The 25,149-nt window shown below is 42.1% G+C and carries 19 protein-coding genes and 1 pseudogene; 2 read left to right on the top strand and 18 right to left on the bottom strand.

Annotation, left to right across the window (positions count from 1 at the left end; genetic code table 11):
* Positions 1 to 225: 225 nt before the first annotated feature.
* Positions 226 to 975, bottom strand: coding sequence for a phosphatase (locus ACIDEJ_RS01445; protein ID WP_411986311.1), 750 nt, complete (start codon positions 973 to 975; stop codon positions 226 to 228).
* Positions 976 to 1,598: 623 nt separating this feature from the next.
* Here ACIDEJ_RS01445 and ACIDEJ_RS01440 point away from each other — a divergent pair.
* A complete protein-coding gene (locus tag ACIDEJ_RS01440; RefSeq protein WP_411986310.1) occupies positions 1,599 to 3,512 on the top strand; it encodes a LamG-like jellyroll fold domain-containing protein in 1,914 nt (637 codons plus the stop codon).
* 193 nt (positions 3,513 to 3,705) lie between these two features.
* Here ACIDEJ_RS01440 and ACIDEJ_RS01435 read toward each other — a convergent pair whose 3' ends face one another.
* The 15 genes from ACIDEJ_RS01435 to ACIDEJ_RS01365 form a co-directional block, all read right to left on the bottom strand.
* Positions 3,706 to 4,716 (bottom strand): NAD-dependent epimerase, encoded by a 1,011-nt coding sequence (locus tag ACIDEJ_RS01435; protein ID WP_411986309.1) that lies wholly within the window; start codon positions 4,714 to 4,716, stop codon positions 3,706 to 3,708.
* Positions 4,717 to 4,902: 186 nt separating this feature from the next.
* Positions 4,903 to 6,066 carry a nucleotide sugar dehydrogenase gene (locus ACIDEJ_RS01430; protein WP_411986308.1) on the bottom strand — a complete coding sequence of 388 codons (1,164 nt, stop codon included), beginning with the start codon at positions 6,064 to 6,066 and terminating at the stop codon, positions 4,903 to 4,905.
* Between the two features lie 408 nt (positions 6,067 to 6,474).
* Positions 6,475 to 7,584 carry a dTDP-glucose 4,6-dehydratase gene (gene rfbB / locus ACIDEJ_RS01425; RefSeq protein ID WP_411986307.1) on the bottom strand — a complete coding sequence of 370 codons (1,110 nt, stop codon included), beginning with the start codon at positions 7,582 to 7,584 and terminating at the stop codon, positions 6,475 to 6,477.
* Positions 7,585 to 7,606: 22 nt separating this feature from the next.
* Entirely contained in the window at positions 7,607 to 8,152 is a 546-nt protein-coding gene (gene rfbC, locus ACIDEJ_RS01420) for a dTDP-4-dehydrorhamnose 3,5-epimerase (protein WP_411986306.1), read from the bottom strand.
* Positions 8,139 to 9,032: a glucose-1-phosphate thymidylyltransferase RfbA gene (gene rfbA, locus ACIDEJ_RS01415; RefSeq protein WP_411986305.1), complete on the bottom strand. Its 894-nt coding sequence runs from the start codon at positions 9,030 to 9,032 to the stop codon at positions 8,139 to 8,141. Before rfbA ends, rfbC begins: the two co-directional genes overlap by 14 nt.
* 33 nt (positions 9,033 to 9,065) lie before the next feature.
* A complete protein-coding gene (gene rfbD, locus ACIDEJ_RS01410; protein WP_411986304.1) occupies positions 9,066 to 9,953 on the bottom strand; it encodes a dTDP-4-dehydrorhamnose reductase in 888 nt (295 codons plus the stop codon).
* A gap of 94 nt (positions 9,954 to 10,047) precedes the next feature.
* Complete coding sequence (locus tag ACIDEJ_RS01405) at positions 10,048 to 12,000, bottom strand: polysaccharide biosynthesis protein (protein WP_411986303.1); 1,953 nt, start codon at positions 11,998 to 12,000, stop codon at positions 10,048 to 10,050.
* 341 nt (positions 12,001 to 12,341) lie between these two features.
* Positions 12,342 to 12,890, bottom strand: coding sequence for a sugar transferase (locus ACIDEJ_RS01400; RefSeq protein ID WP_411986302.1), 549 nt, complete (start codon positions 12,888 to 12,890; stop codon positions 12,342 to 12,344).
* A 2-nt stretch (positions 12,891 to 12,892) separates the two neighbouring features.
* Positions 12,893 to 13,825 (bottom strand): NAD-dependent epimerase/dehydratase family protein, encoded by a 933-nt coding sequence (locus tag ACIDEJ_RS01395; protein WP_411986301.1) that lies wholly within the window; start codon positions 13,823 to 13,825, stop codon positions 12,893 to 12,895.
* Between the two features lie 4 nt (positions 13,826 to 13,829).
* Entirely contained in the window at positions 13,830 to 14,642 is an 813-nt protein-coding gene (locus ACIDEJ_RS01390) for a glycosyltransferase (protein ID WP_411986300.1), read from the bottom strand.
* An 11-nt stretch (positions 14,643 to 14,653) separates the two neighbouring features.
* Entirely contained in the window at positions 14,654 to 15,652 is a 999-nt protein-coding gene (locus ACIDEJ_RS01385) for an EpsG family protein (RefSeq protein ID WP_411986299.1), read from the bottom strand.
* A gap of 3 nt (positions 15,653 to 15,655) precedes the next feature.
* Positions 15,656 to 16,495 (bottom strand): glycosyltransferase family 2 protein, encoded by an 840-nt coding sequence (locus ACIDEJ_RS01380; RefSeq protein WP_411986298.1) that lies wholly within the window; start codon positions 16,493 to 16,495, stop codon positions 15,656 to 15,658.
* Positions 16,496 to 16,499: 4 nt separating this feature from the next.
* Positions 16,500 to 17,606, bottom strand: a complete 1,107-nt coding sequence (locus tag ACIDEJ_RS01375; RefSeq protein WP_411986297.1) for a hypothetical protein — start codon at positions 17,604 to 17,606, stop codon at positions 16,500 to 16,502.
* Positions 17,607 to 18,524 carry a hypothetical protein gene (locus ACIDEJ_RS01370; RefSeq protein WP_411986296.1) on the bottom strand — a complete coding sequence of 306 codons (918 nt, stop codon included), beginning with the start codon at positions 18,522 to 18,524 and terminating at the stop codon, positions 17,607 to 17,609.
* Between the two features lie 479 nt (positions 18,525 to 19,003).
* The gene (locus ACIDEJ_RS01365; protein ID WP_411986563.1) at positions 19,004 to 19,132 is read right to left on the bottom strand and encodes a transposase; all 129 of its coding nucleotides are present in this window, start codon (positions 19,130 to 19,132) and stop codon (positions 19,004 to 19,006) included.
* A gap of 331 nt (positions 19,133 to 19,463) precedes the next feature.
* On the opposite strand from ACIDEJ_RS01365, the pseudogene ACIDEJ_RS01360 reads away from it, so the two are divergent.
* A pseudogene (locus ACIDEJ_RS01360) lies at positions 19,464 to 20,666 on the top strand (IS4 family transposase).
* Between the two features lie 492 nt (positions 20,667 to 21,158).
* On the opposite strand, the gene ACIDEJ_RS01355 reads toward ACIDEJ_RS01360, so the two are convergent.
* On the bottom strand, positions 21,159 to 22,121 hold the full coding sequence (locus ACIDEJ_RS01355; RefSeq protein WP_411986295.1) for a Wzz/FepE/Etk N-terminal domain-containing protein: 963 nt from the start codon (positions 22,119 to 22,121) through the stop codon (positions 21,159 to 21,161).
* 141 nt (positions 22,122 to 22,262) lie between these two features.
* Complete coding sequence (locus tag ACIDEJ_RS01350) at positions 22,263 to 25,082, bottom strand: SLBB domain-containing protein (protein ID WP_411986294.1); 2,820 nt, start codon at positions 25,080 to 25,082, stop codon at positions 22,263 to 22,265.
* Between the last annotated feature and the right edge of the window lie 67 nt (positions 25,083 to 25,149).

The raw sequence follows: 25,149 nt of genomic DNA, 5'->3' as shown, positions 1-25,149 counted from the left end.
CGGTTTAAAATAAAAACGCCAGTGACTGGCAAAATGCCGCTACAGATGCGGCACCTTATCTTGCTTGAGCTTTATGTCTGCAAAGGCAATCATCACGCCCCAAATAGGGCTCGGGGTAATGATGCCTCTTGGCTCACAAGCCCCCTCGATTAACGGAGAGCGACAATACTTGATCCATTAACATTTTCCAACCGTCTTGCACGCTATTTCGTCCAAAACCAAGGTTTACCCGTGCTGAAAATAATCCAGCAAATCATCCACGGTGTTATGGCCGCGCGCCTGCAAAAAACGCAGCAGCTGCATGGGTGAATTATTCAGCAAACGCTCCCGAGGGTAACCGGCGGCATCAATTATCTCCAGCGCTTTATCAAATTGCCCGAGGGTGAATGCAATATGAGAATCAGAGCCCATGACCAACTGGGCATCATATTGCCTGGCCAGTTGGGCAATCGACAGACAACTGGGTTCACTGCCCCGGCGAGAAGCGATAAACGAGGAGTTATTGATTTCCAGTGCCACATTGCATTGGGCTGCAGTTTTGACAATCAGTTCCTGTTCGATGGGGTAACGGGGGTTCCCTGGATGAGTGATGATATCCACAACGCCACTACGAATGCAGGCCAGCATCGCTTCGGTATGAAGAGCAATGTCTGCCGGCGGGAATACCGGCTCATGAAACCCGGCCTGCACCATGTCCAGCTCAGCCAAATAGTCACCGTAATAGTCAATCTCCCCTTGGGCATTACAGATGTTGGCTTCAATGCCGCGCAAAATCGCCACATCATCCACCACCCGCGGCAATACCCGCATATTCACGAAATGCCAGAAATGGGGCGCATCGGCCATGGCCGGGCCATGATCGGTCAGCGCGAACAGGCGTATGCCGCGCTGCTTTGCCACATGAAGGTAATCGTGAACGGTGCTGTAAGCATGTGTGGATGCAACAGTATGGGTGTGGGTATCAACCGGAAACATGGCAATCCCTGCAAATGAGTCTTGATAGGATGCCACTTTACCGAAAGGAACCCGCCAAGGCCAGTCGCAATACCGGGAGCCACACAGTCCCCGTCAGCATGGACACGCGCATATGGCTTTTGCAAACAGGTGGCTTGATGAGCACAGTTCAAATCCTAATCCTGTCAATAAAACACCCTGAAATCTTAAAATATGCCACAAGTTGCATTCAAGCATCATTAAGCTGCCTATTTTGTCCATTTTAAAAAGAGGATTAATGCATTTTTACATGATGATATCTTGTTAAATATTGAAATTTTATATTGTTTTCAAATAAAAACCGCAATTACAAATCAAAGATAAAAACAATGAAAATCATTAAGTTAAAAATAAACACATTTGCTTACTTAATTTTATATTGCCGTCTAACACCACATTTCTTTATAGATATTAAGTAGAAATATCTCATATAGACAATGAAACCTATTTTTTATACAAACTCCATAAATATGTCATCAAGATTTCCTATGGTTCAAGCGGCATGGAATAGCGACACAACAAACAACCCAAAAGATGTTTCCAACATATTGTAATAGGTAAATAGAATGGCTATTGATAGAAGAAAATTTATAAGAATGGGATTGGTGAGTTCGGCAAGTGCTGTCGCGTTTGGTTGTAAAACCAAAGACGATGATGCGGTTACTGACGTACCGATGGAGCGTGCAGCGCCAGATGCAACCTCAAGTTTTGGCATTGCGGTTCTCCCGGATACCCAGTTTTACGCCCGCTATGCCACACAAGAAACAGGCAACCAGTTCTATGATCAGTATTTAAGCGAACCTTTCAATAGCCAAACAACCTGGATTGCCCAAAACGCCCGCCGGTTCAACATTCCGTTTACCATTCACTTAGGCGACGTGGTTGACCAGGCAAATCATCCCCAGCAGTGGGATGTGGCCAATGAAGCCATGGGAGTACTTGAGTTTTATGGTTGCCCGTACTCAGTGCTTGCCGGTAACCACGATATGGGGGGAGATGATGCCTATCTCAAACACTTCTCTCCGGAAAGGGCTGCCAAGCAAGCCACCTTTCAAGCGCGAGACCCTTCTGGTTACCATGAATATCATATTTTTGAAGCCCAAGGGGTGGCATTCATGGTGCTGTCGCTATCCATGTATGCGGACGACCAGGATATGCTATGGGCCAATCAGGTCATTGCCGAACATCCAGAGCTGCCGGTCATCCTGTCGACTCACCAATTACTGAACATCGATAAAGACGGCAAGAATCCGCTTGAAACTGAACATGGCGTATATCTGTGGGAAAATCTCATCCGTAAAAATGACCAAATATTCATGACACTGAATGGTCATCACCACGGCGCGGCTCGTTTGACCAAAGTCAATGATGCGGGCAATAAAGTGGAACAAATGGTTGTTGACTACCAAATGGCCTATCAAGGCGGTAACAGCTTGATGCGTTACTATGAGTTTGATCTCACCAACAACAAGGTGAACGTCATCTCCTTCTCGCCCTGGGTGCCACAAAAGCCGTATAACCAGGTGAACAGCTTTGATATTGCCGTGCTGTCAGATGAAAATAACCAATTTACCCTGGATATCAACTTTGCTGAGCGTTTCAAGGGCTTTGACGCCGATTTTGCATCAAAAATAACCGCACCAGAAACCCATGAGTCTTTTGCAAGCCTCGTGCTGTCACAAATCAACGCGGCTTACGAAAGCCCTGAAGTTGTTGAAAAACGCCCGGCGACAAACGCGGATGATTACCCGGTGATTGCTGAAACCGTGGCACACTGGCGTTTCAATATGGAAGCCAACGAAGGTTCTGTCGCAACAGGTGACATCGTGGTGCAGGATATCTCGGGCAATGGCAACGATTTGTACCGCCAGGGTGGCACTGATGGCGATATTCTCTGGAGCAAGGAGCACCACTATTTGTCCGCAAACTCCGGTTCGGTGTTTTTCAATTATCCCAATAAAAATGTGGCACAACCATCATTCCTCGCCACAAATGAAAGCGCGCCGGCTAATCAAGAAACCTTTGAAAATGGCTATACCATCGAGGCTTTCATTAAAATTGGTCGTGATTGGACGGAAGGAGCCAACTCCTGGATAAACATGCTGGCCCGTGCCGGAAATCGTGGCGGCTTAAACGGTTTTGCTGGCGGCGATCCGGAAGCAAGCTCCGTACTCTTTGCAATTTCCAGCTTGCGTGAAATCCAATGGGAAGTCATAGATAACAATGGCGGGAGCCCGGCCAACTGGTCTGGTGAGGTGATGCCGGATACCTGGCTACATGTTGCGGTAGTCAACAACCCTGAAACACGTAAAACCGTCATGTATGTGGAAGGCGCCCCCATTTTGCGCAACAGTATCAATACCGTGGGGCTGGCAACCAATGGCGGGGTATGGAAAGTGGGGGGTGGCTATTGGGATGGCGCTGACTGTGACCCTTTCTATGGCAACATTGGCGAAATTCGCATGACAGCCAAACCCCTGGCAGAAACTGAGTGGCTAACCGCCCGCAAACCCAGCTAAAGTCAGCCTTAATGCGATGGTTAAAATGACCGCTGCATTTTTCGGGCGTTCAGGCTGACAGGCATGCAGTCATAAAGAGGGTGGTAAAGGCCAAATGGCATGGCCTTCATCTGGCTTTTTTATGATGCAACGGGATAAAAAAATCACGGCTAATATTGAAAATTGGCCGTGATTTTTCCGTTAATATGAAAATCTAAGACTGACCATAATAACCACGGTACCAGTCGGCAAAGGCTTTCACCCCTTCTTTAATGCCAACCTGGGGTTTGTACCCTACCGCTTTAAACAAATCGTCCGTATCCGCCCACGTGGCCTTAACATCACCATCTTGCATGGGCATCATGATTTTTTCTGCGGTTTTACCCAAGGCATTTTCCAACTCGGCAATAAAGTCCATCAGCCGCACCGGGCTGCCATTGCCGATATTGTAAACGCGATAAGGGGCGCTGCTGCTGGCAGGTGTGCCCTGCTCCACCGTCCAGTTGGGATCTGGCTTTGGCACATTATCGGCGCACAATAAAATGCCCGCCACAATATCATCAATAAAGGTGAAATCCCGGCTCATATCACCGTGATTGAACACCTTGATGGGCTTATCGGCGCTAATTGCCGAGGCAAACAGCATAGGCGCCATATCCGGCCGGCCCCAAGGGCCATAAACGGTAAAAAAGCGCAGCCCTGTGGTAGGAAGTCCGTAAAGATGCGCATAACTATGCGCCATCATCTCGTTGGCTTTTTTGGTGGCAGCATAAAAAGACACCGGATGATCCACCGAGTCACAGGTCGCAAACGGCATTTTTTTATTCAGGCCATACGTGGAGCTGGACGATGCAAAAACCAAATGCTCCACCTTGTTATGACGACACCCTTCCAGCACACACAAGGTGCCCACCAGATTGCTGTCTGCATAGGCAAAAGGATTGGTAATGGAATACCGAACCCCAGCCTGAGCGCCTAGGTGAATGACCCGCTGGAACTGCTCATCGGCGAACAGTTTGGCCATGCCCTCCCGGTCAGCCAAATCCAGCTTCTGAAAACGAAACGAGGCAAACGCCGCCAGTTTATCCAACCGGGACTGTTTCAGGCTTACATCGTAATAGTCATTGAGATTATCAATGCCCACCACCTGATGCCCGGCTTGGCATAACTTTTCCGATACCCGAGCGCCAATAAACCCGGCAGCGCCAGTGACTAAATATTTCATATCCAAAAACCTCAGGGAAAACTGTACTTATTATAAGTGCGACGGACTTATAGGGGCGTGCTCATGCAAATTCCCATCTGCCGTCTTATTTTTAGAGGATCATTAACAGCACAGCCCCCACTGGATGCCCAAAGGGAGCTGTCACTGATATATCTAGCCTAGTATCACCAAAATGGTTTAGCAGTATTAATCCTGCCCGAACAAATCCCGGGTATAGACTTTATCCGCAACGTCTTTCAGTTCTTCCATCATCCGGTTGGATACAATCACATCAGACATGGCTTTGAATTCATCAAGATTACGAACAACCCGCGAGTTAAAGAACTGCTCTTCTTTTAACACCGGCTCATAGACCACCACTTCAATGCCCTTGGCCTTAATCCGTTTCATAACCCCCTGAATGGCCGATGCACGGAAATTATCGGAGCCACTTTTCATAATCAGCCGATAAACGCCGACGATTTTCGGCTTGTTGCTGATGATGGAATCGGCAATGTAATCCTTGCGGGTGCGGTTGGAGTCCACAATGGCAGCAATCAGGTTGTTGGGCACATCGTTATAGTTGGCCAGCAACTGTTTGGTGTCTTTCGGCAAACAATAACCGCCATAACCAAACGACGGGTTGTTGTAATGGCTACCGATGCGTGGGTCCAGACACACGCCATCGATAATCTGCTGGGTATCCAGACCGCGGGAATCCGCATAGGTATCCAGTTCATTGAAAAATGCCACCCGCATGGCCAGGAATGTATTGGCAAACAGCTTAATGGCTTCAGCTTCGGTACTGTCGGTAAAAAGGACGGGAATGTCTTGTTTTAAGGCGCAAGATGCCAACAATTTGGCGAATTTTTCAGCACGAGCCGAACGCTCCCCCACAATGATGCGAGATGGATACAAATTGTCGTACAGGGCTTTACCTTCGCGCAGAAATTCCGGAGAAAAAATAATGTTTTCAGAACCAGTCTGTTGCCGCATTTGTTCAGTAAAACCAACGGGAATGGTTGACTTAATCACGATGCACGCATCTGGGTTAACCTGAAGAACATCAGTTATCACTGACTCAACCGAACTGGTGTTAAAATAATTGGTTTTAGGGTCATAATCGGTAGGGGTGGCGATGATGATAAAATCAGCACCTTCATATGCTGCTTTATCTAACGTGGCGGATAGATGTAACGTATTGCTGGCAAGATATTCTTGGATCATTTCATCAACAATAGGAGAGTGATGCCGGTTAACTGATTCCACCCTTTCAGGTACGATATCTAATGCAATCACCTCATGATGCTGAGCCAGCAATACGGCATTGGAAAGGCCCACATAACCAGTTCCCACCACGACAATCTTCATATACGTTATATTCCCTATGCTCTACTATTCGATTCCAAGATCAAGGGCCATCACTATACTAGCAGAGCCTCCAAGACGCTATGACAGACCCCCACATAATGCCACTTATTGCCCATCAAGCCTCATGATAGTGCGACGCTTGCCACCCATAGGTGCAAAATGCTTGCAATTAATCTTTACCGCCACCCATATGACGCTACTCTGGCAGCGGTAATCCTCCCTTTTTAACTGCAGTTAAAAATAGAAGCCAAACAACCATTAAAGATGGGGGGATTACCACCCAACAAATCCATATTGGAGTATTTACAGGATTTTCGAATCATGATGTTGTTATGCCAGCTCATGCTGCTGATGATAGCACTGCTAAGAACCCCGCCAAAGAAACGCCCCACATAATCTTTTTAGTGCTTAGCTGCGATTGTCATATTGTTGGCTCAGCCAAGTTTGATAATCACGGTTTTCCGCCTCTTCAACCCATCTCTGGTTATCCAAATACCAATGCAGAGTTTTGCGAATGCCAGAAGCAAAGCTTTCAGTGGGTTTGAATCCAAGCGTTTTTTCAATTTTTGTGCAATCAATGGCGTAACGCCGATCATGGCCAGCCCTATCCTGCACATGGGTGATAAGCGACCGGGCACTAATGCCTTTGGCATAAGGCGCATTGGGATAACGCTTGGTCAACACTGGTGCTGCGGCAAATTCGGCATCTACTAAATCACATAACAAGGTGACAATATCGATATTTTGCCATTCATTCATACCACCAATATTGTAGCTTTCACCCACATGCCCTTGTTGCAGGATAAGCTCAATGCCACGACAGTGATCTTCCACAAACAACCAGTCCCGGATTTGCTTGCCATCGCCATAAATCGGCAACGGTTTACCTTGCAAAATATGATGAATACACAAAGGAATTAATTTTTCTGGATACTGATAATAACCGTAGTTATTGGAACAGTGACTCAGGGTTACCTGCAAACCATAAGTCTGATAATAAGCGCGCACCATGTGATCCGATGCCGCCTTGGACGCTGCATAAGGTGAATTAGGCTGGTAAGGCGTGGCCTCGGTGAATGCAGGCTCATCGGACTCAAGCGAGCCGTACACTTCATCCGTTGAAACATGGTGAAAACGATGGGATAACGGATGAGCAGGTTCCTTCAGCCACACGTTTCTGGCAGCCTTTAACAGGCTGTGAGCCCCGACCACATTGGTTTGCACAAAGGCATCAGGGCCGAGAATGGAGCGATCCACATGCGACTCTGCCGCAAAATGCACTACCGTATCAATCCTTTCTTCCAGCAGCAGCTGCTCAACCAAGGCCGTATTGGCAATGTCACCTTTCACAAACCGAAAATGAGGATTAGCCATTACCGGCATTAATGAGCCCAAATTACCGGCATAGGTCAGCGCATCCAGTACTGTCACGTTATCGTTCGGATGGAGGGTTAACCAGTAATGGACAAAATTTGCCCCGATAAAACCGGCACCGCCTGTTACCAGCAATTTTTTCATCAATATATTCCAAGACGTTCAATCAGCAGGTAATGGCGTTTTTAAACCATTGCGCGTTGCCATCTTTTTCTGATAAGAATGGCAACTGTCCATGCAGCAAAGGCCAGTTTATGGCAAGATCAGGGTCGTTCCAGCGCACGCTTTGTTCTGCTGCCGGATGATAATAATCGGTGCAACGGTAAACACATTCCACCCGCGATGTTAGCGCATAAAATCCATGGGCAAACCCTTCAGGTATCCACAATTGCCGCTTGTTTTCCGCTGAAAGCTGCACTCCAACCCACCGCCCGAATGTAGGCGAGGCTTTGCGCATATCCACGGCCACATCAAACATGGTACCGGCCACTGACCGCACCAGTTTGCCCTGAGCATGTTCAATCTGGTAGTGCAGCCCTCGCAACGTACCTTGATGGGAGCAAGAATGGTTATCTTGCAGGAAACGACGTTCACACACGTTTTCGTTAAACCAGTCCTCCCGCCAGGTTTCCATAAAAAAACCGCGTTCATCACCAAACACTTGTGGTTCGATGATTTTGACATCCGGGATTTCAGTATCAACAACTCTCATGGCCGTCCCATTCACTTTCTTGCACAATTCGCATCAAATAAGCACCATAACCGCTCTTGAGCAACGGCTTAGCCAAGGCTTGCAACTGCATTTTATCAATAAACCCCATGCGAAACGCGGTTTCTTCAGGCGATGCCACCTTTTGTCCTTGCCGTTTTTCAAGCACCCGGATAAAAATGGCGGCATCCAGCAATGAATCGTGAGTCCCGGTATCAAGCCAGGCAGCTCCCCGACTGAGTTTTTCAACCCGCAATCTCCCACGTTGCAAATAGGCATTATTAATGTCGGTAATCTCCAATTCACCACGAGCAGAAGGCTTGATTTGCCGGGCGATATTTACCACATCGTTATCGTAAAAATACAACCCGGTAACCACATAATTAGACTTCGGCCGCAGGGGCTTTTCTTCAATAGACAAGGCATTACCCGCTTTATCAAACTCAACCACGCCGTAACGCTCGGGGTCTTGCACATAATAGCCGAACACTGTTGCCCCATCTTTTTGGCCGGCCGCCTGCTGTAGCGTTTTGGTTAAACCATGGCCATGGAAAATATTATCCCCCAAGATCAAACAGACAGCCTCTTTGCCAATGAAGCTTTCTGCAATCATGAATGCTTGGGCAATACCGTCAGGGCTAGGTTGTACCGCATAATCCAGTTGAATACCCCATTGATGGCCATTCCCCAAAATCCGCTGATAAGTGCCTAAGTCATTGGGGGTGCAAATCAGCAATATTTCCCGAATACCTGCCAGCATCAGTGTAGTCAGAGGGTAGTAAATCAGTGGCTTATCGTAAACTGGCAGTAGTTGCTTGTTCACACCTAAAGTTGCCGGATGCAAACGGCTACCGCTACCACCGGCAAGAATAATACCTTTCATTCAACGTCTCTTTGGCTATTTGCATGAGAAGATTCAAACAGGCATATAAGGCAATAAATTTGAGAGTGCAGCCTGCCAATCACTAGGAGTGATATTAAATACCGATTGGATTTTAGCGCAATCCAGCCGTGAATTCGCGGGGCGTTTGGCTACAGAGGGATACTGAGCAGAAGTGACGGGGTGTAAATGAGGACGTTGAGGAAATAACTGTTGCTCAACCGCTTGAGTAAAAATCCGTGAAGCGAAACCGTACCAGCTGATATATGGGGCACCGGAATAATGATAAATCCCCCATCCATGAAAATCTGATGCTAAAGCCTGCTGCATCATGGTTAATAATGCATGGGCAACATCGCCCGCATAAGTAGGGCTACCGAATTGATCTGCCACCACCGTTAAGTCATTGTGCTGTGCAGCTACCTCCAGCATGGTTTTCACAAAATTATTGCCATGTTCGCCAAACACCCAACCCGTACGTAAAATCAGGTGATGTTGACAACAATGAGCAATCGCAAGCTCCCCAGTTAATTTTGAGGCACCATAAACAGATAATGGCCGTGGTTCATCCGATTCAAGGTAAGACGCTGTCTTCATGCCATCAAACACATAATCCGTGGAAATATGTATAAGAACAGCCCCGATTTCAGCCGCGCATTTGGCAAGGTATTCTACCCCCTGAGCATTTACCGCATACGCGGTTTCTTGCTCAATTTCAGCGTTATCCACCTGGGTATAGGCCGCGGCATTGATAATACATTTAGGCTGATACTGACGGATTTTCACCGCCAATACTGCTTCATGACAAATATCCAGTTGCTCATGAGAATAAGCGATAACCGAAAGCCCAGCAGCTTTCGCCCGTTCATATAAATGGCATCCTATTTGGCCATTAGCACCTACAAGCAGCAAATCAACAAACATATTCTTTAGTATCTCTAAGCAAAAAGGCCATCTTTATCTGAAGATGGCCTTTTGTTCCACAACACACGTCACCAATTAGATCATGAGCTGATATTTATGAACCAGTAGTGCCATTAATTGAAACTACTTTTGACACCAAGGATGGCTTCTCATTTTTTTGTTTATTCCGCCACACTAAATCGCAAATATCATCCGTAGGGTTGAAGCCTGTTGGTGCGGCCAGAAGTAAGTCACGAATTGTTTGATGATCAAAATCGTGACAAGCAACATCTAACTTATCGAGAATAGGTTTAAGTTTTTCCCAAGTCAGGGAAATTTCACGTGCAGTCATGATCCGCTCATGACTTGTCCCCTCGACATTATCTCCAATCAGCAACTCTTCATATAACTTTTCACCCGGTCTTAACCCAGAAAATTGAATTTCTATATCCCCATCCGGATTATTTTCATCCTTAATGTCAAGGCCACTTAGACGGATCATTTTCCTAGCAAGATCAATAATTTTTACCGATTTCCCCATATCCAATACAAAAACATCCCCCCCTTTTCCCATTGCACCGGCCTGAATAACCAATTGAGATGCTTCAGGGATTGTCATGAAAAAGCGGGTAATCTCCGGATGGGTAACAGTAACAGGTCCACCATTGGCAATTTGATTGCGAAACAAGGGTACCACCGAACCACTAGAACCAAGCACATTACCAAATCGCACCATGCAAAAACGGGTTGTAGTATTAGTTCTTGTCAATGCTTGCAATACCAATTCAGCCATACGCTTTGTAGTGCCCATAGTGTTGGTCGGCCGTACCGCTTTATCGGTAGAAATCAATACGAAAGTCTCAACACCTGTTGCAATAGCTGCCTGCGCGGTAAACAAGGTACCAAATATATTATTCCGTACACCCTCAACGACATTATACTCAACCAAAGGCACATGCTTATAAGCCGCAGCGTGATAAACCGTTTGTACCTTAAAAGCATCCATGACTGCCTGTACTCGATTTTGACGCTGCACAGAACCCAACATAGGATAGATATCGACTTCAATTTCAAGTTCTTTTTTCATCAAAATTAACTCTCTTTCAATGGCATACAATCCATATTCTGAGAGTTCAAAAAGCACTAATTTCTTTGGGAATAGCCGTAAGATCTGCCGGCATAACTCAGAGCCGATAGAACCCCCAGCACCTGTTACCATAACGATCTTACCTGTAATGTTAGCCTGCATTAATTCAGGATTAGGGCTAACAGCATCCCTCCCAAGTAGATCCTCAATCTCAACTTCTTTGATATCACTGAATAATTTGTTTCCACTAACCAAATCTGCCATAGCCGGTAGCGTCAACACTTTCACTGGCAGGGGCTCTAGACTATGAAGAATCGCTTGTCTCCTGGCACGACTGGCACTCGGAAGCGCGAGTAAGACTTTAGTGGCTCCTTTTTGTTTTAACAACATCGACAAACTCGCAGGCGAATGCACATAAAGTCCTTGGATAGCACTACCATGCAATGAACTGTCATCGTCTACAAATGCAACCACATGATATTCACGACTCTGAGCCAACGCCATTGCGGTTTGCCTTCCACTGACACCGGCTCCGTATATGATGACGGGTTCCCCAACCTTCTTTATACCGGTTCCGACCATGGAGCGTAGTAACTCACGGGAACCACCGACTAATACCAGCGAAAAAGCAGCGTAAACTACCGGTACAGCACGAGGAAGTTGTGAATCTATGACGTAGCTTAACAGCACTAGAATGCCAGTGGAGAAGAAGACGCCCACGACAATGGCTGCAAGCACCTGAAACCCCATGTAGCGCAATACCGCGCGATATAAACCTAGCTTTACAAAAGCTAAAATGCTCAGAGGGAGCACAACGCCAAGTAACATCCAATGCTGAGGGTTTGCCAACAAAGAAATATCATCACCAAGAATGAATAACGACATTCCAAAGGAAAAACTCAAAAAAAGTGCGTCAATAAAAACGCTGATAATACGTTTATTTGTACGCTTTATTCTGAATATATATTGCACGAAGTCCATTCATTTATACTCCGAAATGATAAATCTCAATGTTTCTAATGTGACAAGCATAGTAAACCTCACCATTATAAAAAGTAAGGGGAGTGTGAGAAAAATCCATAGTAGGGTAACAATGACAATTAGTAGTAGTCACAGGGGACGTAAATAGTGATGATATTCAGAGAAACCATTACCACTTTAATTCAACCGACTTAGAAAACAATACCTTACCGAGTTTAAAACATCTCATGAGACACTGAATCAATTTTTGATAGTAATTTGATAGTAAATTGAGATGATTTACATCGGCACCTTTGCTGCTAAATCAAGGTAACACAGTGTCTCATCCAACAGATATTGATCTACTTTACAGCATCTCCACTGCCACTACCTGTAACCGTCATCAAGATATACTTGAAATAGCTTTTGATATTTAACGTATCAATCATCTGCTTATCAGTTTCAGCTAACAACTTAGGTGTCGACATATCAATGTTTTGCACTTGAGCTAAGCCTGTTATGCCAGGTAAAACCTCATACACGCCTTGAGCATCACGCTCTTTGATTAACTCTTCTTGATTAAACAAGTTTGGTCGTGGGCCAACCAGACTCATTTCACCTTTCACAACATTAATCAACTGCGGCAATTCGTCAATTTTAGTTTTACGCAGAAAGGTACCCAGTTTGGTGATTGAAGCGTTACTTGCAAGATGACTGGCAACTGACTTTGTGTCAACGGACATCGTGCGAAACTTAATTAGTTTGAATGGCTTTTGATTTTTTCCAACTCGTGTTTGGATAAATATTGGAGAGCCGGTATCAAATAAACCAATAATCGTAACGACAAGTAAAATTGGCCAAAGCAATAGCAAGCCGAAGAAGGCTGCCAAAAAATCAATAACACGAATCATATTTAGTTATTACCTGAATTAAGTAGCCTAGCCATTGCTTGCTGCATTGTGTAAGGGGGAATCCAGTCAAGCTTCTCTTTTAAATTAGAGGAGTTGACCTGCAAATTTCCAAACAGTTGCTCAATTACAACTGATTTTCCAGTTAGTCGACCTAAGAATCTCATCAGAGTAACGGGTATTGGCAACTGAATAACTTTCTTGCCCAATCCCTCTGCTATACAATTCGTAAAATCCTTAATTGATATCGTTTCCATATCAGATGCTAAGAATGTTTGACCTGCTGCATTAGGATGAACAGCACAGGTTACAAGAAGATCTGCAAGATTTTGGACCGCAATAAAGTCACGTTTGTTGGTAGCCAAACCAAACGGTAATACTGGAAGCTGTTTAACTAGCTTTGTTAGCAAGCCAAAATTACCTGGAGCATTAGGCCCATAAACCAAGGTAGGCCTTACAATAACGACTTCGAGCCCAGTTTCATCGGAAATTTTTTTTAATCCAAGTTCGGCTTCATACTTTGATTGAGCATACTCATTGTGCGGACTTGGAATTGAATTATCAGCAAAAGGGATTAAATCAGTTGACGTACCATTTACACCGATTGAACTAACAAAGACAAATCTTGATACTCCAAACTCGGCTGCTTTTTTTGCTAGTCTTATTGTTGCTTGAGTATTAGTTTGAAATAATTTATCAGAATCTATATTCTGAGAGTGCGCTAACGCTGCTAAATGCACAACACAATCAAAATCTCTGCTTGATAAAACAGAATTCCAATCAGCAGTAAAAAGATCATCGATATAAAAAATATCATCATTTGATCTTTGCACATTCCCCCTAACAACTTTAAATACCTTTACCGATTTACAATTATCCAAAGAATCACAAAGAGCCGATCCAATGAAACCTCTAGCACCAGTCAACAATAATTTCATGTTACTACCCACATTTACGACTTATAGAATAAACAAATCTAAGGATAGGTTTAGGTAATAACCTAGGAATAGACCTTTTCAAAAAAATAAAATACGCAACAAATGGTGAAACGACTCCTAGAGATATTTTTATCTTAGTCAATCGCCATTCACTGCGAACGTAATCTAGTCCAATACGCCTACCAATCATTGAGTCACCAGTTCTAGCAAAAACAAGTGAAGAGTATATGTTCATACCTTTAAAACCATGAGATAACAATCTAATCCAAAGATACCAATCTTCCATCCAAGGTAGGTGTTTATAACCACCAACAGATATAATATGATTCTTTCTGTACATAACAGTCATATGATTAAATGGATTTTTTCTTGGCAAATCTCTTACAATGTCAATATTGCTAACACTTACGCGTCGGTGACCTAATAAAAAAGACATAGATTCGTCAAATTCATCAATACTAGATCCACAGATTGAGATGTCTTCATTTCTATCAAAAATTGACAACTGCTGCTCAAATCTTTCTGGCAAACAAATATCATCAGTGTCCATTCTGGCAACTAAATCAAAGGTGCAATGTTTTAAACCAATATTCAGCGCGTTACCTAACCCAACATTTACATCAATAGGCACAATTATTATATTTAATTTACTAAGCCACAAGTCAACAACTGATGTTAAATCCGCCGAAACAGGTCCATCAAAAACTATAATCACTTCATCTGCTCTAACCGTTTGATTAAAAAGGCTAGCCAAGCAATCATTTAAGTAATCAGGATTTTCTTTATAATACAATGACATCAACACAGAAAATTTCATTAACAGTTCACTCAAAATACAGAAAAGAGGACTAAATTATTCCAAGTTTGACTCCTGAATAGAAAGTACATGGAAACTGAAATAAAAATTAAAAAAATTAATATGACAACTGAACGACCATAAATATTAAAATTCCGATAAAACTCACACAAAAGAAAAGGATAAATCATAAAAAAATAATACATAAGTCGTTCAGACGCAGATGGAGCAATAATTAAAAAAATAGTAGAAAAAACTAAACAAGACAAGGTGAATTTGAAAATCAACGAATCTCTCAACCTCATTGACTTTTTTACAAAAAATTTAACATTAAGGAGAAAACAAAGTAATAAAACATTACCAAACATATTCCTAAGTAAAGCTATCTTAGCTTCAACATTTGCATAAACCAAAAAAGAATTAATAAATAAATTAACATTTACAACTAAAAATAACACTAATGGAACAAGAATTAAAATAGTTAATGGCAAAAAAATATTAATGTTATCTTTTATTTTTTTAAAAAAGTATGCTGGCAAGAAGAAAATGGCAGAATTCAAGTGAAATCCTACAGCAAAAAAAAGGAAATAAATAGATAACCTGTTAAAATAAACAGCTGTCAGTGTTATCAACAAAACAGCAAAACCTTGTCTCCAAACGTTGAAGAATAAGCCAAAAGTAGAGAATGAAACAGTAACTGAAAACAATAGTAAAATAAATATAACTGATTTAGTGTATTTATATAGTGCAGAAAACAATAACATTATCAATGATGTCACAAATAAAATAGCAATTGTATTAAAATCATTTGAAATTACTCCTAATAAAAATGAATAGATAATAAAAAATATGTCTGTTGACCATCTTTCACCTTGTTTGATAGCTTCAAAAAAATTTATTGATAATTGTGAAGCTTCAACATAGTAAACTGGATCAACAAGAAAACGATAATCAACTTGTGTTGCAAACACAAAAAAAGATATTAAAGCAACTAACCATAAGAATCTATTAAAGATAACAATGATTTTCATATTTTACAAAGTTTGTCCTTTATAAACTCTCTCACATTCCAGAGCAGACAACACAACCATAAACTCAAAAACAGACATATAAAATGCAACAATAAACCCTTCCCTTCCTTCGAAAATCCCACCTTTATAAAAATATAGATAACAAAAACGTAAAAATGGGCGACTAAAATTCAACTTAGCAATACTACGTTTTAGCCTTCCATTGTGATCGGATTTTTCAAAATAGCTAACTGTTTCTCCATTTCTAAATCTAAAAGTTTCAGAACCAATATACTCTGCATATCTAGCTTGCTTTTCTATAAAACGTCTCATACCTAATGAATTAAAGTTATGAACAATATAGATTGACTCTACATTCCTTCTATTATCAGTTGGAACAAACTCCCCAACAGAAGAAACAAAGTGGACATTCCTAGAGATCAATCGATCATGCCAATTAGGGTACCCCATAGATTTGATTTTTTTACCATGAAAATGATACAGAAGTGGAATACTATACACATCATATTTGGCATTACTTTCGTCGTCAAAAAATTTTAACAACTTGGAACCAAACTCAATCGGAAGAATTTCATCAGCATCAACAAAAAGCAAATAATCTGAAGGACTTTCAACATTAATCAAAGCCCAATTTCTTTGTTCCGCAGCAGAATAAACACCACTTTGAATATTAACATACACTTTTACGTCTAATTCCTGAGCAATTTTAACTGTTTCATCTTTACTACCGGAATCGATAACGTGAATATCAAAAAAGTCATTACGTTTTAAAGATTCAATACATAATTTAATATTATGAGACTCATTTAACGTTAGAATACATATAGCAATATTTTTTACCACAAGCTCACCATAAGTTATTTTTTTTAAAGATAAAGATAGAAAATATAAAACAAAACAAAACTATACTAGAAGATAAATAATATAAAAAGGCATCGTAACTAAAGTAAAAAAACTTCCCAGCAAAAAGAGATAGTACCATAAAACACAAACGAATAACTTCAAACTTATTTAAGACAGTTCCTGAAACTTTAAGAAATCTAGATCGAATAAATAATATTGTATAGAAAATTCTAGATTGTAAAAAAACAAAAATTGCAAAAAAATCCAATGAAAATTCATATGGGATTAAACGTTCGAACAAAGAGTATTGAAATGCTATATCTAAAACAATAGATTCTATAGCGACTAATATAATAACTGCTATCAATCTTTTTATTGAGTCATTTCTCGCAGAATACATGACTCGATTAATTAAAAGCTGATTCAAAGATGCTGGAAGGCTAAGCAAATAATATAAAACAAGTAATTTAGCGGCAACTTCAGGAATATATAAGATACCAACAATTACGGGAATAAGATGAGCGTTTGCTTGTGAAAAAAACAAGGCTAATTTAGTCCGACTATAGTCATCACTCCAGTCAAAACCTTTAAAAGAAAATGAAAACTTACGAATAACAAAACCAAAAAATAAAAAACCGAAAAGGAGATATACAGAAGTAACAATACTAATACTATCAAAAGAGTGAAAAATCGATAAGCAAGTAATTATGCTTAATAAAGGCAATATATTTGCGAATTCACATGCAAACAAACCTTTATAATTTCTATTTATCGAATTCAAATATGAATATAATTCATACACGCCCAAAATTAATATGCAACTAAAAAACATAATTGTTGCAAAAAAAGACCTATAGTAAAGAACAAAGATTAAAAAAAACAACAGCGAAATACAGACACTAAAAAAATCAAATGTGATTTTTTTAAAATTATTTATATCTTTAGGGTATAGCCTTGGATAAGAACCAATTAATTGTGAACCAAGTAAAGATGACAAACTCCAAACGGTGACTAATAATGTATATTCATATTCTGTTACGTAGTTAGTTAAATTAAGCTTTAATAATGGAAAAAAAATTGCAAAACCAAGACTAATGACAAACAGAAACATTTATAACAAAACCTTATTAAAATCCGGTTTTACTCGACTGAGTTTTTCAGTAAAAGAAACTGAAGCCCACTTAGTATCAAAAACTTCAGCCAATACTGCACCATGATATCGTTCAGTAATTACTTTTTTGGCATTCCACATATACAATAATGACTCATTAAGATTATCGAAATTGTAATTAAAGACTTTAAAATTCTCTAAATTTAAATTCGCTATAATCAAATCAGCACGGCTCATATCTTCTTCACCTTGACAGAAGAAAACAACCATTTTCCCTTTACATTCACTTTTATATTTAGATAAGTCATTTGGCAACAATTCTGTTCTTTTACTTTTTTTATAAGCCGGCGCAGAAACCCACCAAATAATATCACAGTGAAATTTATGAGCATTATCCATATTCCCAGCTAATGCTTCGCAAGTTAATCCTTTAATAAATTTAGATTCTCTAAATACCCTATCAAATTTTAAAGATATTTTATTTAATTTCAAATACCGTCTAGAATAACGATATGACAGTTTATCTCTTAAAGAAATTTCATTGACAAAGCTTAGACAAACTAAAACAATAGCACGCCAAAATTTTCCTTCTTTTAAGTCTAATCCTACAGAATCAATTTCATTTTTTTTCCCGGAAATTTTTCTCACAGCAAAAACTACAACAAAAAAAAGTAATTTCAAATATGACTTCTTACGCTCATATGAGAACACATTGCCACCTATGATCATAAATACATCAGAAAAGATTATTCGACCAAGCAAATTAAAGCCTCTACATCGTATTCCACCAGGCATTTCATATTGCTTATCATTAGAAAACTTAAGTGCATCATTAGGCAGAGAGTTAATCAAGCTAAGATACATTAAATCATCACCGATATTACCTAATCCATTATAACCATATAAAAAATAACTCATAAAATTCCAAATTTAAATGTTAAAAAAATATGCCTAAATAACTTATATTTACACCTCTTGTCGATATTTCAGTTTTGAATAACAAGGATAAGATTACAAACGTATATCTGCCCTATTTGTGAGCAATTACTGTCTGCTCTAGTCCTAATGAGTACCGTGCTCTGGTTACTTATCGATCCTTTGGAATTTATGTTCCGAGTTATTTATCAGCATTTTCCAGAGCTGATCTTACCTGTTACATCATTACTGAATCTTCAGCCTTTCTTGATTAGAACCTCTTTACTTAGACGGGGCTGTATGATGTTTGGTGATAAATAATCACCCAAGCTATCCGTGCGATTTTGTTTGCGACTGCAATTGCTGCTTTATGTACACCACGTCGCTCAATAAGTTTACTGGTAAAAACTGAGAGTTTGTCTGTTTCTGCTTCTGCTCTGCAGATGCCAGATTACCAACTAGGCACACTGGGTAAGAAAACATCAAATGTAAGGATTACCCCGTTTAGTTATGCCGCTGGAACTTTGTTTACCCCCGCTGGAATAGTCTTTTGGCACAAGCACTAAACTCGCTGTTAATTGGCGACTATTTTTATAACCACTACCATCCATCGCCCGCATATGCAAATAATGCTGATACCGTCTGTTCACCCATACTTCATACAGTGGTTAGTCGCTGAATGAGATCGTTTTCTCGGGCATGTAGCTTTATTTCTCAGTCATCGTCTTTGGTGAGCTTATTAAGAGCGCGCCACTCATCCAGCAACCCAGCCAGATATTGGCGAGCCTTCGCCGTCAGTTCGTTGCCAGCGTCTTAGAGAATATTAGGTAACGCTGCGCGCTAGGGAATCCCCAGATAATTCCCTTTTTATTCAATTTTGTAGACACACATGGTGTTGATTGATCTAATTGATTTCGCCAAAAAACTACCAGATCCAACACCATGCGTGATATCCACATCTTACACGATTTACTCAAAAAACAATGTCCCGAAATACACCAAAAACGACTTAATGCTCTGATGGTTGCCACAGAAGCATTGCTTAATGGCAATCAACTATCACTGACTCAACTTGGCCGCAATATCTCTGGCCCCGTAGCGCCAAAGCACAACATAAAGCGGATAGATAGATTGCTCGGCAATACACATCTCCATACCGATAAAATTACAATTTATCAATGGCATGCCAAACTGCTGTGTGCTGCCAACCCAATGCCCGTTATCTTGGTTGATTGGGCTGATGTCCGTGAACAATTGCGCCTGATGACATTGTGAGCCTCTGTGAGTGTGCAAGAGCGCTCGGTTACCCTGTATGAGCGCACTTTCAAGTTTGCCGACTACAACGCTCCCCGCAGTCATAACGCCTTCCTTGCTGAGTTGGCGCGGGTACTGCCATCTCATGTTTGTCCGCTGATTGTCACCGATGCAGGTTACCGCAATACCTGGTTTCGGGAGGTGGAACGCCATGGTTGGTTTTGGCTTGGCCGTGTCCGTGGGGATGTCGGTTTTCTTCAAGACAATCATGCCCAATGGCAGTCGAATAAGTCTCTGTATCCCTCCGCCACGACGAAAGCGCAGCATGTTGGTTACGTAAAACTGGGACGAAAATCTCCGCTCCCTTGTCATTTACATCTGTACAAGGCTGCGCCGAAATATCGAGCCGACAAGCGGTCATCCAAGGCCGGGCGCAATCATACGGCACAGCAAAGTTACCGTCTTAGCAGTAAAGAGCCCTGGTTACTGGCAACCAACTTGCCCACAGAGGTGTTCTCTGCAACGCAGGTGGTCAAGCTTTATGCTAGACGGATGCAGATAGAAGAAACCTTTCGCGATCTCAAGAGTCCCCAATACGGCATGGGACTTAGACAAAGCCGCAGCCGTTGTCCACGCCGTTATGATGTGTTGTTGCTGATAGCGTTGTTGGCAGAAATACTGCTTTGGTGTATCGGCCTGGCCGCCCGGCATCTGGGATGGCAGCGGAAGTTTCAAGCCAATACGATACGTGACAGAAACGTGCTATCTGTCCTCCGGCTCGGCAAAGAAGTGAGACGACGTCCGGAATACTCAATCAAAGAATCGCATTTTCGTTGGGCTTGGGGTGAATTCCTTAAACTGGTTAACACCTCTGGGAGGCCAGAATTATGAGGGGCTCCTCCAGAGCTGCGCGTAATGCGTCTTCTTGTGCGGCTACTAGACCGTATTCGCTCATACATCCGCGTATTTGGTTAATAACGGCAGTGCGATTGGCAACGTGGCATTGCTTGATTGAATGTGTGAATTTGTATATCCGTCTGTTCCAGCATTTTTGGTGTTACTCACTTGAGTTCAGGTCGTCGAGCTGCCTCGGTAATAACGAAAGCATCATTACGAACATTCTCGTTACCCTTGACGAATGGCTGCAATATTCGTCTCTAGGGAGTATTGAAGGGCTTGGTTGTACTGCTTCCAGTTAGCTATTTATAGCGATGTTTTGGCACAGTTAATGGATAAGTTGATAAGTTGTGTTAGTCAGATTAGCGACTACCGCTTTAGTTCAACTGACTTAGGAAATAAAACCACGCCTTCCTAAGTTTTACCATTTTTCGAAAATGGTACCAATAGGCCTCTCTCTTATATACATCTAAAACAGATGAAAACTCAGTTTTCCTTTTTCACAAAATACCTTACTAGCACAATAAATACGGCTAACATCCCCCCCAATAGGGTACCAAGCACACAGATAAGTGCCCGCTTGGGTTTGAATTTTTCCTCCGGAACAACTGCCGGATCTACTGTTTTAAAAATATATTCATCACGCACTTCAGCAAACATGATGGTTTTAACCTGTTCTTCCACCAACTTATAAAGCACGGCACGAATATCCGCCACATTGGTTTGTTCTATTTGCTGCTGTAAATACTTGGTGCTGCGTTCGGCTTCAGTAACATCACGCTGTTTCATAACAGCATTAATATCAGTAATTAACCATATAAGCCATTGCTGGGCAACAAATGGCGATTTATGTTCAATAGAAACCGTAACCAGCCCTGTTTCTTTATCACTGCTTACGGAAAATATCTCGGAAAACGCTTTGTAAGCTTCTTGCATGGAAGGTTTAGGCTGCTTTGGTGGCTTGACTTCCCGCACCCATTCTTGAGATTCTGCAATATAGATGTCAGGATCATAAGTGATGCTATTGTCACTCATATTCCATTTATCCACTGCCATTAAATCCGGTAGCAGGTGATGATTGTTAATAAAATCTGACGTGAACTGCCGTGACTTCATCACTTCCATAGCAAGAGCGGTTTTATCAGTACCGCTTTTACCTAAGTTAATCCCTGCTAAGCTTGCCAGTCCACCAAACTGACTGGCAATGCCTGACAAGCCACCACCTTGGGTTTCTTCTGCAGGTGCCAGCAATACTTCAGATTTATAGATATTAGGCATCCACAAGGCTAACGCCACAGAGCTTACAGCGAATAAAAGGGTGATAAGAATAATGAGCTTTTTCCCTACCCATAAAACTGCGAATAACTCTCTAAGATCAATCTCATCATCATAATTGTTATTTGACGATGAAAACTCGGCATCCTTTGGATTGGTAATTGTATTTGTCATAAAAGTGGTATTTATCGAAGATTAAGTAGTTTCAAACGTCGCAATTATTATAAAACTTTAAAAGCACAACAAGCGTTGTAATGACATGAATGGATAAATTTCATATCAGAACAAACACTTGTTGTATCATCTTTATTCTTGTTACAAGTTGGCAATAGCTGCCAGCGCAATCGCAGAATTATAGAAAATAGATGTAACCTGTGACCACAAACTCAAGCTATCTTTATATTCCGTATCCAGTGGTACAACAATGGTATCACCAGCGGTCAGGCTATCTTCATGTGAAAACCAAAAAGAATCATACGGCATCATCACTGAGCCATCGGCTTTCACTACATAGATGCGGTCTGTATCGGCACGTTTTCTGGCACCACCTGCCATCTTCAAATATTGTTTTAGTGTTAACCCAGACTTGAAGCGGTGTGTTGATGGGTGTTGTACCTCGCCTACTACAGAAATGGTTTGTTTCTGCCCGGGCACATACAACACATCTTTATTTTCCAGTTGTAAATCCGCTTGTTTTACTCCCATGGCAATGGCAGGGAGGTCAATAACCAAACGGCCAACGGCTGTGATATGCTCCAAATCACCAAGCATTTTTTCAGCATCGTCATAATTTACCACCGTGCCATCTTTGGAGATGCCCCGGGTCGCAATATCGCGCCGCAGCTGATCTGCCAATTTTTTGATATCAATCTCTTCTTGCTTTTTAATGGAGTCACGCACGAATACGGCTGAAGGCAAATAAGCATTATCAGTAAAGCCGCCGGCACGCATTAACACCTGCTCCAGGGTTTCTCCCCGGCTAATGCTGTAAACCCCAGGAAACTTAACCTCACCCCGAATTTCAATAGTTTGGGTTTCCTGCCACTCAGGGGTTTTCATAACCGTCAGCACATCCCGTGGCTGCAATACAATATCCGCGTCTTCTCTCAAGCTAAGTGCTTGTTGAATGTCCACATTAATATGTGAAATGGTGGAGGACATATCATCGGTGATGGTGCGGGTCAGTTCCGCCCGCTGTGTATAAGCGCCTTCTTTCAATCCTCCGGCGGCAGCGATAAGGTCGCTGATATTGGCTTCTTCGGATAACGGATAAATGCCCTCGTAGCGAACTTGCCCTTTTACGGCAATGACTTTTGCTTCATCCCCCGCCTGACTTTGCGCCTTCAGTTTGGCGATAATAGGATATAACAACTCCTGACGGTTCAACTCAGAACTCAGTTTTATCAGCCCTCTGTCATTGAAAAGCTGCAGCAACATCTTTTCCACTTCACTGGCAACGATATTGGGTTCATGCAACACTTCATCACTGCCAATAGCCACACCAGCAAGCTGGGTACGTTTAACAATGGTGCTCTTGGATAACTGGGTAAAACCGGATTGGAACAAATCCACATTAATTAATGAATCGCGCTCATTAGTGCCAGCATGTTCTTCACCCAGTTGGGTTGTGCGGTTGCTAATATCGGTTTTTATTTGAGCATAAAATGCATTATTGATTTTTTGAAGCTTGTACAGGCGCTCTTTAACCAAACGATTCAGACGGTAACGGCTACGGCTGTTATCCAAGGCATTGAAAATAACAATCCGGTCTTTCGGCTGTAACTGTAGATTGTCTTCCCCGTTAAGATGGCTAACCGCATTGGCTGGAGAAAACTGCAACACTTTAACATCACCAATATCATTCACCTGACGTACCACCAGTGCATACTTCAGATCGGCGCCCGGTAAAAAATCACCGTGCAAAGTGGGTAAAACGTCACTGATTTTTTGCCCTTTCACCCATTGGTAAATTCCAGGTCGCACTGCAGCACCGACAAGAGTAATGGCATTATCATATTCGGCAGAAGCGCTTTTCACCCGTAAATAATCACCATCTTTAGCGGCCAATTTTCTCCCCGCAACGGTTGTTAAATCCACATTCACCACGGATTTAAGGCCATCGACATTATAACGTTCAACCGTGCTGCTTTTAGGGTAGGCACCTGGCTTAAGCCCAGCCGCCATATTCACCACATCACCCAAGGTTTCGCGGGGTTTTAGCTCATAGATTGCTGGGCGCTGTACATCGCCTGCTACACTCACGGTCGCCCCCATGGTAGGGATGAATACCACGTCCCCGGAGCGCAGGGGTAAATCTTTGGAGGAATCCCCGTTTAGCAAAAGATCGTAAAGGTCAAAATGGGCAATCACTTTACCGCGACGCTTGAGCTGAATATTACGTAATGAACCAATATCATTCACACCACCAGACACAAACAACGCTTGGGTAATAGTTGAAAGGCTCGATACTGTGTATGACCCAGGCTTGTAGGCATCGCCGGCAACAAAAATCCTGATGGAGCGCAATTCCCCCATGGTGATGTTGCTGTCAACCCCAATAATTTGCTGATGGATCTGTTTGGTTAACACCTCTCGCAAAGCAGAAAAAGACAAGCCATTGACATTGATTGGTCCAAGCCCCGGGAACTGCAATACGCCATCACGGGTAATGGTTAAATCATATTGCTGATTATCTTTCCCATATAACTGTACTTTGATGGTATCTCCTGGCCCCACCAAATAATCGGCAGGAACCGGTACATCTGACAACGGGGCAAAAGTGCTCGGAGAACCTGCGAACATGTCATACCCAAAACGCTTTAGAGTCTGATTTTGCTCATCTTTAAAAAAACTCAGCTCATCTTTAGGAGTACTTTGCGGAGTATCTTGCTCAACCGGCCGGGACTGCACAACATCAGTGTTATAGTTGGGATTATTGCTTGATGATGCAGCATTTTGCTGACTTGATGTAAGTTTTGAGGGGTCTATGCCATATTGCCGTGCCAACCGCATTTGCTCTGACTGGGGCAAATTTTTGAACTGTTCCACCATTTGCGGTGAAATCGCCATCCCATGAACCTGGGCGAAGCTGAAAGACACCAGTATTGCCAGCGCGAATATTATCTTTCTTTTCATGAATGACACTCAAAATTCTCCATAAACCCAATAATGTGCGCATAAACACACATCATTACATCTTTAT

Source organism: Shewanella mytili (assembly GCF_046765975.1).
Taxonomy (GTDB): Bacteria; Pseudomonadota; Gammaproteobacteria; order Enterobacterales; family Shewanellaceae; genus Shewanella; species Shewanella mytili.
This window is presented reverse-complemented; position numbering and strand designations above follow the sequence as displayed.